The 17,002-nt window shown below is 55.5% G+C and carries 9 protein-coding genes; 5 read left to right on the forward strand and 4 right to left on the reverse strand.

Annotation, left to right across the window (positions count from 1 at the left end; genetic code table 11):
* The first annotated feature begins 28 nt into the window (after positions 1-28).
* From A4308_RS03185 to A4308_RS22700, 5 genes are read left to right on the forward strand one after another with little or no spacing between them, the layout of a single operon-like run.
* The gene (locus A4308_RS03185) at positions 29-2,602 is read left to right on the forward strand and encodes a fimbria/pilus outer membrane usher protein (RefSeq protein ID WP_023337752.1); all 2,574 of its coding nucleotides are present in this window, start codon (positions 29-31) and stop codon (positions 2,600-2,602) included.
* The gene (locus A4308_RS03190) at positions 2,599-3,594 is read left to right on the forward strand and encodes a fimbrial protein (RefSeq protein WP_014885179.1); all 996 of its coding nucleotides are present in this window, start codon (positions 2,599-2,601) and stop codon (positions 3,592-3,594) included. Before A4308_RS03185 ends, A4308_RS03190 begins: the two co-directional genes overlap by 4 nt.
* A gap of 17 nt (positions 3,595-3,611) precedes the next feature.
* Positions 3,612-5,345: a ShlB/FhaC/HecB family hemolysin secretion/activation protein gene (locus A4308_RS03195; protein WP_023337753.1), complete on the forward strand. Its 1,734-nt coding sequence runs from the start codon at positions 3,612-3,614 to the stop codon at positions 5,343-5,345.
* Positions 5,346-5,359: 14 nt separating this feature from the next.
* Complete coding sequence (locus tag A4308_RS03200) at positions 5,360-12,910, forward strand: two-partner secretion domain-containing protein (RefSeq protein ID WP_231867150.1); 7,551 nt, start codon at positions 5,360-5,362, stop codon at positions 12,908-12,910.
* On the forward strand, positions 12,873-14,258 hold the full coding sequence (locus A4308_RS22700; RefSeq protein ID WP_231867151.1) for a hypothetical protein: 1,386 nt from the start codon (positions 12,873-12,875) through the stop codon (positions 14,256-14,258). The genes A4308_RS03200 and A4308_RS22700 overlap by 38 nt, the downstream gene beginning before the upstream one ends.
* Before the next feature lie 98 nt (positions 14,259-14,356).
* On the opposite strand, the gene speA is transcribed toward A4308_RS22700, so the two are convergent.
* The 4 genes from speA to A4308_RS03210 form a co-directional block, all read right to left on the reverse strand.
* Positions 14,357-16,333: a biosynthetic arginine decarboxylase gene (speA, locus tag A4308_RS03205; protein ID WP_014885182.1), complete on the reverse strand. Its 1,977-nt coding sequence runs from the start codon at positions 16,331-16,333 to the stop codon at positions 14,357-14,359.
* Positions 16,334-16,341: 8 nt separating this feature from the next.
* Complete coding sequence (gene yqgB / locus A4308_RS21580; RefSeq protein WP_127312443.1) at positions 16,342-16,473, reverse strand: acid stress response protein YqgB; 132 nt, start codon at positions 16,471-16,473, stop codon at positions 16,342-16,344.
* Between the two features lie 94 nt (positions 16,474-16,567).
* A complete protein-coding gene (locus tag A4308_RS22940) occupies positions 16,568-16,711 on the reverse strand; it encodes a hypothetical protein (protein ID WP_418251728.1) in 144 nt (47 codons plus the stop codon).
* A gap of 68 nt (positions 16,712-16,779) precedes the next feature.
* Positions 16,780-16,998 carry a hypothetical protein gene (locus tag A4308_RS03210; RefSeq protein ID WP_014885183.1) on the reverse strand — a complete coding sequence of 73 codons (219 nt, stop codon included), beginning with the start codon at positions 16,996-16,998 and terminating at the stop codon, positions 16,780-16,782.
* Positions 16,999-17,002 lie beyond the last annotated feature (4 nt).

Here is a 17,002-nt window from a genome sequence, read left to right on the forward strand (position 1 = left end):
TAGTAATCATATTGACCAGGACGGTGATATGTCGATGTTTTACAAGAAAACTAACATTCTGCGGGTGATTAGTGGCTTTGTCATTTCGGTGACCATTGCGCCACTCGCAGTATATGCCAGTGATACCAGTAAGCCGATGACATTTTCTCGTGGGTTTATGAAGTATTACGATAGCGGAATCGATCTGACACAATTTGACGGCGTTGAAAAAATACTGCCGGGGAAATATACGCTTGAGGTTTACAGCAACCTCAAGCCGGTTAATACCTGGACCGTTACCTTTGTGGCTGCAAATAATGAGCAGGGATTCAACGCCTGCATGACGCCCGAAATGGTCGTCCGCTTTGACGTCGACACATCAAAACTTCCCCCCGACTGGAAGCAGAATACCTGCATTATTCTCCCTGAGCTGATTAAAGGCGCGACGGTTAATTATAATGCGGTAGAAGAACAGCTGGATGTCACGATTCCTCAGGCAATGCTGCTGAATACGCCTGCGGGTTACGTAAGCCCGGAGTTATGGGATAACGGCGTACCGGCGCTGATGTCCTCCTATACCCTTAGCGCCACCAGTTCACGTTATCGCCCCGCTCAGGACAACGCGACCTATCTCTACAGCAATTTGCACAACACCCTCGCACTGGGGGCATGGCGTTTTACGACCTACGACAGCCTGAGCTCCGGCAGCGACACGGAAAATACCGGCGTACAGCATATCCAGGCCTATGCAGAGCGGGCCATTGCGCCGCTGCAATCGCAGATAGTGCTGGGCGATCTGAACACCACCGGTGATTTTTTTGACACTACCGCCCTGCGTGGCGTTCGTCTCGCCACGGACGATCGCATGCTTCCCGACTCGGTACGCAACTATGCCCCGGTGGTGCGCGGCATCGCCAACAGCAACGCCACGGTGACCATCAAGCAGGCTGGCAACACCCTGTATGAAAAAGTGGTGCCGCCTGGGGAGTTCGCCATCAGCGATCTCTATGCGACCGGCTATAACGGCGATCTTGAGGTCACCGTAAAAGAGACAAACGGCAAAGAGTCCTACTTCGTGGTCCCCTACTCCAGCGTGCCGCAGCTGCTGCGCGAAGGTTACTCCCGCTACTCTGTGGCTGCGGGTGAAATCCGCGATACCTGGCTGAAAGAGGATCCGAAAGCGGTTGAGGGCACGTTTCAGTACGGCTTATTCAATAACTTTACCGGCTACGTTGGCGGACAGAGCGCGTTCGAAGGTGATTATGCGGCGCTGATGACCGGTTTTGCGATTAACACCCGTCTGGGCGCATTAGGCGTAGACGTGACGCGCTCTTTCACCCGCTTCGAGGGGCAGCCGGACACCGCAGGCTGCGGCACGTTCTGCAATATGAGCCTGCGCATTAGCCTGGCGAAGACCCTCCCGACAACCGGGACGAACTTCAGCCTGATTGGCTATCGCTACTCCAGCGCGAATTTCTACTCCCTGAGCGACGCGGTCAGCCTGAAGCGCTCGATTGAAGCCGATGAAGAAGACTTTCTCCCGGAACGCTATCGCGAGCGACTGGAAGCCAACATCAACCAGACGCTTCCCGCCGGTTGGGGAAGCTTCTACGTCAGCGGGTTTGTGGGCAACGTCTGGAATAACGAGCAGGGCCGGAATGAAAAGTCGAACTTCGTGCTGGGCTACAACAACCAGTTTGGCATCACGACCTGGGGGATCTCCCTTGGCCGCACCAATAACGACGATGGCGACCACGAAGATACGCTCTACCTGAACGTGAGCATGCCGCTTGGCCACCACTACGAGAAGCAGGCTCGCCTGGGGGCCAACTTTAGCTATAACAGCGAAGAAGCCAACTTCCGTACCTCGCTGAACGGCTCCGCCGGGGAACGCTCACAGTTTGGCTTTGGCGGCTATTTCAGCCAGTCCAACACACCGGAAACTAACTTCGGCATGAACCTCTCCTACACGGGCGAGAGCGCCTCGGGCGGGATGACCTACAGCCAGTCCCGGGACTCCTTTATGGGAGGGGTCAACCTGAACGGCGGCGTGGTGGTGCATGAAGGCGGCATCAACTTTGTGCCGACCCTCGCAGACACCATTGGCATCGTGGAAGCAAAAGGCGCAGAAGGCTCCCGCATCTACCCGGATTCCCAGGCCGTCATCAAAGACAACGGCTACGGCATTGTCGGGTATCTGGTGCCTTACAAGTACAACGAGGTGTACGCCGACCCGAAAGGCACCGCGTATACCGTCGAGGTCGACGACACCCGCCGAACCATCGTGCCAACCTCCGGCGCGGCAGTGCTGATCAAAATGGACACCCAGGCCAATCGCCAGAGCTTTGTGCGCTTTATGCAGCCTTCCGGCGAAGTGATCCCATTTGGTGCGTCGGTACTGGACGAATCGCACAACGCGATCGGCATGGTCGGTCAAAACGGCGTGGCGATGGTGGCGCTTAAGGAAGGCCAAAACGTCTTTACCCTCCAGTGGAAGAAAAATAAAAAGCCCGCGCAGTGCGGTGCGCGTTATGTGAAGCAAGGCACTGAGGACCGACCAACCGAGGAAGAAGCGTTTAAGGCTATTGAAATTACCTGCATCAATAACGGGGCAACACCATGAAACGGATTTTTACGGCTGCGCTGATTCTTTTATCCACGGCGTTTATCTCTTTAACGTGCAACAACGCCTATGCGGCGTTGTGCACCCTCACGTCCCCGTTGGCGACGCTGAATATCATGGACGACATCACGCTTAACGTCATAAAGCAGCGTGAAGTCGGCAAGGTTTTATGGAGCAAAACCTATCAGGTGCCGGACGTCAGCTACACCTGCGACGCGTCCACCCAATCTTCATGGCATTCAAGCTATTCGCGAAGCTATATCCGGTCGCAGATTGATCATGTCTATAACACCGAAATCCCGGGGATAGGCATTCGCATGCGATGGCCCACGCAGACCGAATCTTCATGGCTGCCGGGTAACTCGGGTTCGCCGACCACGTGCTCCACCGGTTGTGGAGTGAAAAACAGTACGGTTCTGGTGGAAATGGTCCAGACCGGCTCGATGCCTGAAGGGGAATACTTTATTCCAGCGGGTAAGGTGGCGGAGGCACTGGTGATCCCGTCCGCCGATGAAAGCGAAAAACTGCCGATTATGGCCATCAACTTTGGTGTTGCCATTAAGGTGGTTACCGCCTCGTGCTCCATTTACCCCTCGGCAACAAACGTCGATTTAGGCACCTATAACATCGCCGATTTTCAAAACGACGATACTTTTCAGGGTGTTAAAAAAGACTTCAGCATCACCGTGGGCTGCCCTTCTACGGAACAAATTGGCATCACTTTCAACTCCTTAATTAACACCCCTTTAGGCGCGTTGACCGGTGTGATCGGCGTTGAAAGCGGCGATGGCTATGCAAGCAATTTCAGTATTCGCCTTTTTGAGAAGAACTCAACCGCGATCACGCTGGGTAAGGAGAAGGTCTATACCGCCTCCACGCTCACCAAAAACTATCAGGCACAAATCTATGTTGGCGGCGGGGTCGATCGTAAGACGGCCCTCACCCCCGGCAAAGTTGTCGGCGCCGTTCAATACACCGTTGTCATTAAATAACGCTCAGGGAGAGAGTGATGCGTTGTCATTTTAAAATCAAAAACGTCCTGTTTTTACTGCCTTTATTACAGGTGGCCCATGCCGCCATACTGCCCTCAGTTCAGAACAAGCAGGAACTTGACCGCCTGGAGCGGCAGAGTAACCAGTATCTGATTGAAGAGGCGAAAAGAACGGAAGCGTTGCTGCAACAGCAGCGCGCAATTCGCGGCGAAGACGCGGAGACCGGCCTGCCGGCAAATTCATCGTGGAAGTTCAACGTAACCCGGATCGAGATCCTCGACGATCATCTGTTCGACGGATCGCCGCAGCGCGAGGAGATCGTCCAGCGCTATCTGGGTAAGGATCTTGGTAAATCTGACATTTTCACCTTAGTGAAAGAGTTAACGGATTTTTATATTTCCCGTGGCTATGCCACCACTCTTATCAGTATCGACCCCGGCAACATCAAGAGCGGTACGCTTAAGCTTCGCGTGCTGTGGGGAAAGATTAACGATTTTAAGGTGAACGGCCAGACACCGGGCCTGCGTGATAGCACGCGTCTTTTTACCGCCTACCCGTTTGCCAAAGACAAGATCCTCAATATGCAGGATGTCGACCAGATGGTTGAGAACCTGATGCGGGTCTCGGAGAGGGATAATATTAGCGTTGAACCCTCAATCATTAATGGCTATTCCGATCTTAACCTGATTCATCAGCCCTCATTTCCGATTGACGCGGCGGCGGGGTTAAATAACTCCGGGAGCAAATCAGAAGGCTGGCAGCAATATTACGGCAGCCTGACGGCAAAAAATATTGCCGGATTAAACGACATTTTTAATGCGTATTACTCGTGGAACGATCTGAAAAATAATAATGATAAACAGGACTCCTGGTCATTTAGCTACAGCGTGCCGCTGGGCTATTGGGGGTTTGATACCAGCTATTACAAATCCGAATACGAAAAAGGCATCGACGGCGGCTTCGGCATTTACGATTCCGATGGCACGTCAGAGCGTGCATCCCTGCGTATCAGCCGCATGCTGATGCGTGGCGCAACGGGCAAAACCAGCGCCTGGATGAAAGTCGAACGCCGGGATAACTACAACGGCATCGAAAACGCGCGCATTGACGTTAGCTCAAAAACCTACACCTCGCTGGCGTCGGGCCTGACCTACGTTGGCGCCATGGGCGGTGGCTGGTTCTATGGCGATCTGAGCGTCACCGCGGCGGTGCCGTGGTTTGGTTCAGCCCGCGACGGCGATAAAGACCTTGAGGGTTTCGACGTCGATTATCTGAAATACAACGGCATTGCCTCCTGGACGCGCCCGCTCGCTAAGTTTGGCCGACTCGGCATGACCTACGAGCTGAACAGCGGTTTTCAGTACACGCCGGATGTGCTGGTGAGTGATGCCAAAGTGACTATCGGCGATGAATACACCGTTCGTGGTTTCAAAGACGATAACGTGATGAGCGACAGCGGCGCGTGGATTGCCAATAGCCTGCAGTTTCCTTTCGATATTGGACTGGCCGGTATTTACCAGCTGACGCCCTATATTGGCTACGACGTTGGCTTCACAAAAGATAATTGCCCGAAAGGCGTCAATGTCTGCGACAGCCAATTCATGATGGGCGCATCAGTGGGCGTTAAAGCCACTGGCAGCCATTTCTCTTCCTACGTTATGGCAGGGTGGCCCGTTAAAAAACCAGACTCAATGGAAGAAGAAACCGTCGATAACACGGTGGTTTATTACAAAACGGAAATTAACTTCTAACAAAGGGAAGAATAATGAAAAACAAAAACACACGCAGCGGAAAAATAACCACGCGCAATTTGCATAAGCGGCTCTGCCCATTATATCTGTCTTTGGCCGGCATTTTCTCGGCCCCGGTCGATGCGGCAACCACGCCTGATAATCGTCAGTCGAAAGGCCCTACCATGGGCCAGGCGGCCAACGGCACGCCCGTGGTGAATATTGCCGATCCTAATGCGAAAGGCATCTCCATGAATAAATTCAACGAATTTAACGTTGAAAAACAGGGGATGATCTTTAACAACAGCATGCAGGACGGCGTAACGAAAATTGGCGGCTATGCGGTAAAAAACGCCCAACTGCAGCACGAAGCCAGCGCCATTATCAGCGAAGTAACGGGTGCGAAAGCGTCCTACATTAACGGCACGATGGAAGTTTTCGGTAAAAAGGCCGACATCATCATTGCCAACGAAAACGGCATTAGCGTGAACGGCGCAACCACCATCAATGCCAACAGCCTGACCCTCAGCACCGGTAAAGTGCAGGCAAATAACGACGGTTCCTATAAGCTGGCGGTCGAAAAAGGGGCGGTATCCGTCACCGGTCAGGGCATTAATACCGACGGGCTGGGCTACTTTGACATCGTTAGCCGCAGCGCGCAGCTGGAAGGCGAAATTGCCGGTAAAGCAGACATCAAAGTGCTGGCGGGCCAGAACGACTACGACCTTGCGACCCGTAGCCACACCGTGCGTAACAAAGGCGACGGACGGGGTCCGGCCGTGGCTATCGACGGTAGCGCGCTTGGCTCCATGTACGGCGGAAAGATCCAGCTAATCAGCACCGAATCCGGGGCGGGCGTCCGTCATGCCGGCGGCATTATCGCCAGCAGCGATCTCGAGATCAGTGCGGATGGCGACATTACGCTCGCCAGCCTGTCGAGCGAGAAAAATATGTCGCTCTCCGGCAAGAATATCACCCTGAACAAATCCACTTCCGGCGTTCAGGCAAAAAACGACATTATCATGAACGCCCTGGCGGGCATCACGCTGAATAACGACGTGATCGCCTCAACCGGCAAAATCCGCATTGATGCCAGCTCGCTGGTGCAAAATGCCGCCTCGCTGGTAACCAACAGCACCACCACCACCGTTCCGGCGATTCAGATTAACGTCGCGGGCCAGTATACCCTGAACGGCAAACTGCAGGCGCTGGACGCCAACGGCAAGGTCATTGCAGACGGCGTCGTGACGCTGAAAAACGGCGATTTCGTTGTGAAGGTCAACGGCGTTGAAGTGCCGTTTGCCTCGCTGATCTCGGATACCCAGGTGATCAGCCACAGCGGTGACGTACAGATTACCGCAGGCAGCATGAATAACGGCGGCGGCAGCGTCCTGGCGAAAAAAGGCACCCTGCAGTTCACCCTGAAAGAGGCCTTTGTGAACAGCGGCTCCGTCAGCGCCACGGGGGACCTGACGATTGCGTCCGGCTCACTGAAGAACGACGGCGTGCTGTACGCATCCAATAACCAGACGCTCCGCGTCGGCAACCTGGACAACAACGGCCGCATCTTCGCGGAAAAACGGCTGGTGATGAACGCCAGCGCGCTGAACAACCGTGGAAACATCGGTGCGACCACTGACGCACTGCAGGTCACCACGACCGGCAATTTGACCAACAGCGGCACCCTCGTGGGTGATGCGGCAGCCGTCAGCCTGAACGTCGGCGGCGACGTCGACAACAGCGGTAACATCATCAGCAACGAAAAAGATGTCTCCCTGACTGCCAGCGGTAAATCCATCAAGAACCAGGGCAAAATCGAGGGGAAAAACGTTACCCTGACAGCGTCCAACGCCGACGCGACGCTTGAAAACAGCGGTACGCTGAACGCCAGACAAAAAGCGCAGGTGAAAGCGGCGAAGCTGAATAACAACGGCGGAACCCTGAGCGCAGCGGGCGATGTTGCGCTGAACGTCAGTAAGCAATTAAATAACACCCACGGCGGCGAGATCCTGGCGGGAGAAAACCTTACGCTGGACGGCGCGCAGACGACTGCACTGACCAACGACAATAGCCGGATCCAGGGGAAAAACGTCACCCTGACCAACATGTCCACTCTCACCAACACGGGCGACGCCGTTCTGCTCGCGAGTGGGGCGATGGATCTGTCCGGCACAACAACGCTGACCAACTCGGCCTCCGGCATTCAGGCAACGTCCATCCTGCTGGACCACATCGGCACGCTGAATAACATCAGCGATGCTACCCTCTACAGCAGCGGCAATCTCACTCTGTCCAACATCGGTACCCTCACCAACGATGCGTCTCAGCTGGTTGCAGACGGTGCGCTGGCGATGCTGAACATCACAAACGTATCCAACACCAACAGCGCCGCGATCGTCGGTAGCGGCAGCTTAACAATCAGCAATGTGGATACGCTCCACAACAGCAACAGTGCGGTGATCCAGTCTGAGCATGCCCTCAGCATGAACAACGTGGGTACGCTGAACAACAGCACTGACGCGGCGCTCCTCGCCTCGGGCAACATGACCCTGGACGGTGTGAATACGCTGAACAATGCCTCGGTGATCCTCAGCGATGGCAGCATTACGATGCAGAACGGCGACACGCTGCACAATAACGGCGTCGTGCAGGCGGGCACCGATCTGATTATCCGCAATATCCGAAGCCTGATGAACGACGGGAGCGACCATGTGCTCATGGCCCTGCGGAACCTGACGATCGAGGATGTGGATTCCCTGACCAACTCCAGCCAGGCGGTGATCACGGCCAGCATGAACACGGTGCTGAACGCCGTTGGCGTACTGACTAACCTCTCCGGTGGGGTGATTCAGGCCGTTGATGGGGCGTTAACCGTCGCGGCAAATTCGCTCCTCAACAGCGGCAGTGAAAATGGTTCGAATTCGACTCTGGTGGCGGGCGGCGATGTGATCGTGACGTCAGAGAATGTGACCAACGAGAGTGGCGCGGCCATTGTCTCGACGGATAACAACCTGACGCTGAACGTGAAGAACACCCTTAACAACAGCGATGAAGCCGTGCTCGCAGGGGCAAAAACGACCTCGCTGAATGTTCAGACAGGCAACATCAAAAACACCACTGAAGCAGTCATTGCGGGCACAAATATTGCAGTTGCGACCAAAAACCTGCAAAACGATGCCAACGCCTCCATCACCGCCGACCGGGATCTGCAGCTGACTCTCGCCAGCCTGAACAACACGGCCGGTATTCTTGAGGCCGGACGCGATCTCACGCTTAGCGTTGACAACAGCCTGACCCTCGACGCCAATAACCAGAATATCTACGCCGGACGCGCGATGGCGATCGCCACGCACGGCGACTTTACCAATAGCACCCAGATGGAAGCGATTGGCGATTTGACCGTGAATGCAGACGGTAATTTCACCAACGCCGTCTCTATCGTGACCGGAGGCGATCTCAACGTCACCGCGGGCAATATCACCAACAATGCCGGTAGCCTGCTGTGGACGATGGGCGATATGAGTCTGGAAGCCCGTAACGGTACTTTCTTCAACGGCGTGTCGGGTAACGTGCTCAGCATGGGCGATATGTCGATTATCGCGAAGGAGATCCATAACCAGGCCGGGATCATTCGCGCAGAGAAGGACGTGAATTTAGACGCGGAATCCATCAGAAACGAAAGTAGCTATACCGGCGACGAAATCTCCATGACGGGTTATCAGAACGCCAGTGCGGTATATAGCACCGTTGAGCATCTCGCGACGAAATCTAACACCATGATTAACTTCTCAATGCCGGTTGTGACCTCGGGATTGAGACTGGATCATCAGGCCGAGATCAGCGCGGGCGGCAACATTAATATTAACCAGCGCAATATCTACGACAGAAAACAGATTACAAACAAAGGTGGTCTGATTCAGGCGGCGAAAGATATTACGGTTACCGGTGATATCTACAACTCACCGGAATACGGTGAAATGTCCATTTATGATTATCTGCAGCTGCCGTTAGAGATGCAGGGCGGGCTCACCTATCAGTGGCATTTAGGCGCCTATCATACGTCAACGTGGAACTTTGATACTCTTTACCAGTTCCTCGACTTCGAGTTTGGCAATGGCGCAGCGGCCGGTAAGACAGGCAGTGATGACCCTGAAAAAGCGCTCTGGTACAACGCCGTCGTGATGACCGGCAACGAGTCCACGCTTTTCAACAAAATGATGTCCGACATCTTCGGTGAAACCTGGCAAACCACCGACTACGGTACAATGTGCGGTATCTGGGCGAGCGTAACAGCCTCCAATAATGAGGCATTAAAAAACAATAAAACCTACTTCGTTCCTTCTGAAAAAGGCGAGATCACCGCGGGCGGTAACTTTACGCATAACGGCGGCACGCTGGATAACGGTATTGCGGACGCTGGGGTGATTAACAGCCACAGCGACGTAAGCGATATCGACGTGGGTGAATACACCGTGGATACGGTCATTGCCGGTTACGATGTCCAGGTAAATACCAAGAAAATTGACGAGCTGGCGATGGGCATTAGCCCGATGCCAACCATCAAGGATATGGTCTCCATTCCGGGCATGTTTGAAGTCTCAACCGACTTTAAGAAAACCGCCGAAGCGGAAAAAAATGGCACGGCTTATCCGGGGCCAGCCAACAATATCGTTCCGATCTTTGAAACGCGTCCGTCAATGATCGATCAGAGCGCTTACACAGGATCGGATTACTTCTTCGATAAGGTGGGCTATGACCCGCAGAAGCCGGTTAACGTTATTGGTGATAACTACTTCACCTCAGAATTGATCCGCCGTGAGATCAACAGCTCGGTGGGCAGTTTCTTTTCGATCCGTGATGGTCTGGAAGGCGACGCGCTGGTGCAGGCCCTGATGGATAATGCAGGCTTGGCAGCACAGGACAGCGAGCTGGGGCTGGTTGTTGGTCAATCCCTGACCGAGGAGCAGCGCAACGGACTGGACGCCGATATCGTCTGGTTCGTCAATCAGACGGTGAACGGCGTGGACGTGATGGTCCCGGTCGTGTACCTGTGCCCTGAAACGCTTCGTCAGATGGAGAGCGGAGACGTTAACGGCGGCACCGCGACCGTTCATGCCGGTGGCGATATGAACGTCGACGCGAACAGCATCAATAACGCCAACGGTACAATCTCATCCAAAGGCGACATGACGCTGGTCTCTGATGGGGATATCAACAACGTTAGCAACGGCATGAGCGCGGGTATCTCTGCGGGCGGCGACATCAATATGTCCAGCACCAGCGGCAATATCAATAACAACGGCGCGGCGATTAACGCTGAGGGCGACGTGAACATGTCCGCAGCTCAGGGTGACATCACCATGACGGCCAGCGTAGGGCGCGATGAGAGCGGCAAGCAGGTGATCCACGCCTTTGAGGACGGCGTTACCGCAGGCGGCAGCATTAACATGGAGGCTAAATCAATCACCTCCAACGCGTCGGATATTACGGCGGGTCAGGATGTAAGCATGAAGGCCACCGACGGCGACGTCACCTTCAATGACCTGCATGAAATTGACGCCACGCGTATCATTGATAACGACGTCAGAAGCGCGCTCAACTACACGATGTCTGATACCTCAACCACCACGGGCAAAGCCATTGGCGCGAATGTTTCCGCTGGCGGCAACATGAGTATCGAGGCCAAAAACGACGTGGTGATGGAAGGGGGGACCTACAACGCCCAGACCGGCAGCATCACCGCTGAAAATGACGTGACGATCAAAACGTCCCAGGACGTTGCTCACGAAGAACAGCACAGCTCGTCACGCGAGTTTGTCATCAGCGCGGGCGTCAGCGGCGGCGGCCAGTCGGTTAACACCAGCTACGGCACCATGGACGGCGGCAGCACCGAAACGACCTCCGGCGACTATGTCAGCGCAGGATCAGAATCCGACACCTCCGCTATCGGCAAGAAGCCTGGCCGTGCGCCGGTGAATGATACGGCTGGCTTCACGTTTGGCATGAGCACCTCCAGTGACTCGTCCGTCACCGACAGCAAAAAGAACACCAATGCCGCAATCAACTTTGGCCAGTCCGGGACGATTGAAGCCGGTAAGACCGCTGACATTGGTGGGGCGGATCTCAGCGCGGGCAATGCCCTGACCATCAACGCCGAGGACGTCGCGACCACGAAATATGAAGATGAGATGAAAAACACCTCATCCCATAAAGCGACGTCGTTTGGTATCACGGGTGAAGCCCACAGCACCCTTGTAGATACCTTTGATAAAGCCGGTAACCTGATTGAAAAAGGCACCGAAGGCCAGTCTGCCAACGCCGGAACAACGGCTGCGGAAGTGCTGGGCGAGGCCTCTAACCTGCTGCTCAACGATCTGGCTGGCGGTTCCGTTACCATTGGCGGCAGTTCGTCTAAATCGCACTCGACCTCCACCTCCACGGCGGAAAACATTAACCACATCAGCGCCAATAACGTTTCGATCAACACCAAAAAAGACACCACGTTGAACGGAACAGACATTAGCGGCCAGAACGTTGAAATTAACGCAGGCGGCGATGTGAACATGAATGCGGCGAAATCCACATCCAGCTACAGCAACACCACCGAGGAGCACTCGGCGGGCATCTCGGCTGGCGTGGGCGTGGATCTCTCCGGCGTGAGCGGCGGCGCGTCTGTCGACTACAGCGGCAGCAAAGAGACCGGAACAGGCAACAGCACCAGCTACACCAACAGCACCATTACGGCAGGCGACGTCAAAATTAAGTCCGGCGGCGACATGACCATGAGCGGTGCCAACATTGACGCCAATACCGCGGACGTGGATGTTGCAGGGGATATGACCGTGAACTCCCTTCAGGATACGGTTCACACGGACAACGAGCGTGCCAACTGGGGTGCATCCGTCGGTGTAGCCGTGTCGACGAAAGGCGTGATGCCTACCGGGGCCGTTAACGGCGGCGGCGGCTCAGAGGCTTATGACTCGGCAACCACCGCGAAGCAGTCCGGCATTCACACCACGGGGGACGTGCAGGTGAAAACCGGCGGCGACCTCAACATGGCGGGGGCCAATATCGTCTCTGATAATGGCACCGGTAACGTCAACGTTGCGGGCAATATCAACGCCAAAGACCTGCAAGATACCGTTGAGCAGGACGGCCTGTACGGCGGTGGCGGCGTAGGTATCGGTGGTTTGCCGGGTAAAAAAGGCGGCATTCCATCGGCTAACATCTACGTGGATACGGTCGATGAGATCCACCGTAACGAAACGCAGAAATCCACCATTTCCGTGGGGGCACCACCAGCAAAGGTACGACTGGCGAGATCAACACCAACAAGGATGAGATGTCCGTTGTCACCCGTGACGAAAAAGAAGCGGGTAACAATATCTCCTATACCCTTGCGGATCCTGGTATCGGTAAGAAGAAAAAGGCAGTTACGACGTCGATACGCCGAGCGACCACCGCAATGGCGGCGGCTCGTCGAAGCATTCAGGCGATGGCACGAAGAAGAAAGAGGATACGCCAGCGAAACCTGCGCACAGCGAAGCGGTGCCTGCCGTTACGCCGTCGAAAGCGGACAATCTTAAGCCTGCGCCAAAACCGGCTGACAGCACGACGAAGACGGATACCACCCCGTCTGGAACCGCGCACAGCGAAGCGGTGCCTGCCGTTAAGCCGTCGAAAGCGGACGATCTGAAGCCTGCGCCGAAACCGGCTGACAGCACGACGAAGACGGATACCACCCCGTCTGAAACCGCTCACAGCGAAGCGGTGCCTGCCGTTACGCCGTCGAAAGCGGATGACCTGAAGCCTGCACCGAAACCGGCTGACAGCACGACGAAGACGGATACCACCCCGTCTGAAACCGCGCACAGCGAAGCGGTGCCTGCCGTTACGCCGTCGAAAGCGGATGACCTGAAGCCTGCACCGAAACCGGCTGACAGCACGACGAAGACGGATACCACCCCGTCTGAAACCGCGCACAGCGAAGCGGTGCCTGCCGTTACGCCGTCGAAAGCGGACGATCTGAAGCCTGCGCCGAAACCGGCTGACAGCACAACGCCGAAGAAAAAATGGGACGTTCCAAATACGAATTACCCAACGCTTTCTCCGGGTTCTGCAACCGGTAAAACCGGCAAAGATATGCCGAAAACGCCAGAGCACAGAAAGTGGAACGGCGACATGACCAACGGCGTGGCGCCGTCGAGCAACCCGAAAGGCACCGACGTCAAGCTCTCGCCAGGTTCGTCCACCGGTCAGACCGGCATGGACATGCCGAAAACGCCTGAGCACAAGCAGTGGAACGGCGACATGACCAACGGTGTCACGCCGTCGAGCAACCCGAAAGGCACCGACGTCAAGCTCTCGCCGGGTTCGTCCACCGGTCAGACCGGCATGGACATGCCGAAAACGCCTGAGCACAAGCAGTGGAACGGCGACATGACCAACGGCGTGGCGCCGTCGAGCAACCCGAAAGGCACCGACGTGAAGCTCTCGCCGGGTTCGTCCACCGGTCAGACCGGCATGGACATGCCGAAAACGCCTGAGCACAAGCAGTGGAACGGCGATATGACCAACGGCGTGGCGCCGTCGAGCAATCCGAAAGGCACTGACGTCAAGCTCTCGCCAGGTTCGTCCACCGGTCAGACCGGCATGGACATGCCGAAAACGCCTGAGCACAAGCAGTGGAACGGCGATATGACCAACGGCGTGGCGCCGTCGAGCAATCCGAAAGGCACTGACGTCAAGCTCTCGCCAGGTTCGTCCACCGGTCAGACCGGCATGGACATGCCGAAAACGCCTGAGCACAAGCAGTGGAACGGCGATATGAGCGCAACAGCACAGCCGAAGCAGTGGCTGCCGCTAATGGCGGAAACGCCAATTAATATCTATGCGAAGGTGACCATTACGTTCCAGGACGAACAGCTGAGTTAACCCCCCTCTCCCCGTCGTTCACCGGCGGGGTTTTCATGTAGCCATAAAAAAGGGTCTGACCACGGTCAGACCCTTTTCATATTTAACTGGCGGAATAATTATTCGTCTTCGAGATAAGTATACCCGTACAGCCCCGCCTCAAACTCTTCCAGGAACTGCTGCTGCAATGCATCGTCGAGACCGGTGTTTTTCACCTGGTCGCGGAACTGGGTCAGCAGCGTTTTCGGATCGAGCTGAACGTATTCCAGCATGTCTGCCACGGTATCCCCCTCGTCAGACAGCTCAACTTCCACGCTGCCGTCAGGGAAGACAAACACGTCAACCGCTTCGGTATCACCGAACAGGTTGTGCATGTTGCCGAGGATCTCCTGGTACGCCCCAACCATAAAGAAGCCCAGCATCGGCGGGTTCTCCGGGTCGTACTCCGGCATTGGCATGGTGGTGGCGATACCGTCGCCGTCAACGTAGTGGTCGATAGCACCGTCGGAGTCACAGGTGATGTCCAGCAGCACCGCGCGACGTTCCGGGGCGTGGTTCAGCCCTTCCAGCGGCAGAACCGGGAACAGCTGGTCGATACCCCATGCATCCGGCATCGACTGGAACAGCGAGAAGTTGACGTAAATCTTATCCGCCATACGTTCCTGCAGCTCGTCGATAATCGGACGGTGCGCGCGGTTGCTCGGGTCGAGCTGCTTCTGCACTTCATGGCACATGTTCAGATAAAGCTGCTCCGCCCACGCACGCTCCTGCAGGCTGAAGGTGCCTGACGAGTAGCCGACGTGAATATCGTGCAGATCCATCTGGCTGTCGTGCAGCCATTCGCGCAGGGAGCGACGCGTGCCCGGCTCGTGCATCTCCTGCCAGGTTTCCCACATGCTTTGCAGGGAACGCGGTGCATCATCCTGCGGCGGCGTCGCTTCGGAAATTTCGCTACGCTCAACGCCGATGATATTAGAGACCAGCACCGTATGGTGCGCGGTCACCGCGCGACCGGATTCGGTGATCACCGTCGGGTGCGGCAGGCCGTGCTCTTCACAGGCATCACCGATCGCCCAGATGATGTTATTGGCGTATTCATTCAGACCGTAGTTCACCGAGCAGTCAGACTGCGAGCGGGTCCCTTCGTAGTCCACGCCCAGGCCACCGCCCACGTCGAAGCACTGAATATTCACGCCAAGCTTGTGCAGCTCAACGTAAAAACGGGCTGATTCACGCACGCCGGTGGCGATATCGCGAATATTGGCCATCTGCGAACCGAGGTGGAAGTGCAGGAGCTGAATGCTGTCCAGACGACCGCGCTCGCGCAGAATCTCCACCAGTTGCAGTACCTGGTTCGCCGCGAGGCCGAATTTGGATTTTTCACCGCCGGAGGACTGCCATTTACCGGAACCCTGAGACGCCAGACGCGCACGCACGCCGAGGCGTGGCACCACGTTAAGACGTTCAGCCTCTTCCAGCACGATCGCGATTTCAGTCATCTTCTCGATAACCAGATAGACCTTGTGGCCCATCTTCTCGCCAATCAGCGCCAGACGAATGTACTCACGGTCTTTGTAGCCGTTACAGACAATGACCGAACGGGTCATGCCCGCATGCGCCAGAACCGCCATCAGCTCCGCTTTGGAGCCGGCTTCGAGGCCCAGCGGCTCGCCGGAGTGGATAAGGGACTCAATCACGCGGCGGTGCTGGTTCACCTTAATCGGGTAAACCAGGAAGTAGTCGCCTTTATAGCCGTAGGATTCACGCGCGCGCTTGAAGGCGGCGTTAATAGAACGCAGGCGATGTTGCAGGATCTGCGGGAAGCAGAACAGTGCAGGCAAACGCTGGCCCTGTGCTTCACGGGCTTTCACCAGTTTGGCGAGGTCCACGCGCGCTTCAGGGACGTCCGGATCCGGGCAAACGCTGATGTGGCCCAGTTCGTTGACGTCGTAGTAGTTATTGCCCCACCAGGCAATATTGTATGTGCGCAGCATCTTGCTGGCTTCCTGGGAGCTCATCGCAACCTCCTGCATAGAACGTAGTACACCCTGTTCGCCCGCTGACGAAGGCGAAAAAGAAGACATGTCGTCAGACATAGCGAACCTCAACTCTTTGTATTAAGTGTAAAACAGTTGACTACTATCGCAGCGTTATACGGCGATAACAACCCATAAACGGCTCCGTTTCCCAGCAGAGTATGCTGAAATCCAGACCGTGCGACCGGTTTCTTATTCATATCATTGTAAAACACGTATCCGAACTCTGTATGACAAGGTTCGGCGAAACCACGAGAAAACTCTTGTATTAACAAGAGCGCCCTTGTTCAGTTTTCACACAGCCTGACCGGCCCTGGAATCCTGAGAAGCGCCGAGATGGGTATAACATCGGCAGGTTTGCAGACTAGAAATGCGGGTTGCGGGAATCAAATGCGCGCCAGAACGGCTGCGCTGAATTAGCGGAAAACGATGGTTCATTATCTCGTATCACCTCCACGGCCGCCTCTGCTGAAACGGACCCCAAGCCAAAGCTAAAAGTTCACTGCTTAACCCGGCTGGAAGTGGCGACTCGATGAGTTCATCGAGCGCTTATTTTGTATGAGCCGCGCGCCGCGTTTTATACCGAGAAGGGGGCTAAAAAGCAAAACAAAAATGCGTGGGTTGCCAGCGCCGTCAGGAAAAATTTCCAGCAGACATTTCAACGCCGTGAGAGATGAATCAAAAAAAACTGGAAATCGGGCGAAGAAGTGACCTAAAATAGCCATCCAG

The sequence above is a fragment of the Enterobacter sp. ODB01 genome (assembly GCF_001623605.1).
Lineage (GTDB): Bacteria > Pseudomonadota > Gammaproteobacteria > Enterobacterales > Enterobacteriaceae > Enterobacter > Enterobacter kobei.

Excerpts from the sequence above, each read along its gene's own strand:
- A4308_RS03185 (WP_023337752.1), top strand. The coding sequence starts at position 29 with ATGTCGATGTTTTACAAGAAAACTAACATTCTGCGGGTGATTAGTGGC.
- A4308_RS03190 (WP_014885179.1), top strand. The coding sequence starts at position 2,599 with ATGAAACGGATTTTTACGGCTGCGCTGATTCTTTTATCCACGGCGTTT.
- A4308_RS03195 (WP_023337753.1), top strand. The coding sequence starts at position 3,612 with ATGCGTTGTCATTTTAAAATCAAAAACGTCCTGTTTTTACTGCCTTTA.
- A4308_RS03200 (WP_231867150.1), top strand. The coding sequence starts at position 5,360 with ATGAAAAACAAAAACACACGCAGCGGAAAAATAACCACGCGCAATTTG.
- speA (WP_014885182.1), bottom strand. The coding sequence starts at position 16,333 with ATGTCTGACGACATGTCTTCTTTTTCGCCTTCGTCAGCGGGCGAACAG.
- yqgB (WP_127312443.1), bottom strand. The coding sequence starts at position 16,473 with ATGAATAAGAAACCGGTCGCACGGTCTGGATTTCAGCATACTCTGCTG.
- A4308_RS22940 (WP_418251728.1), bottom strand. The coding sequence starts at position 16,711 with ATGAACCATCGTTTTCCGCTAATTCAGCGCAGCCGTTCTGGCGCGCAT.
- A4308_RS03210 (WP_014885183.1), bottom strand. The coding sequence starts at position 16,998 with ATGGCTATTTTAGGTCACTTCTTCGCCCGATTTCCAGTTTTTTTTGAT.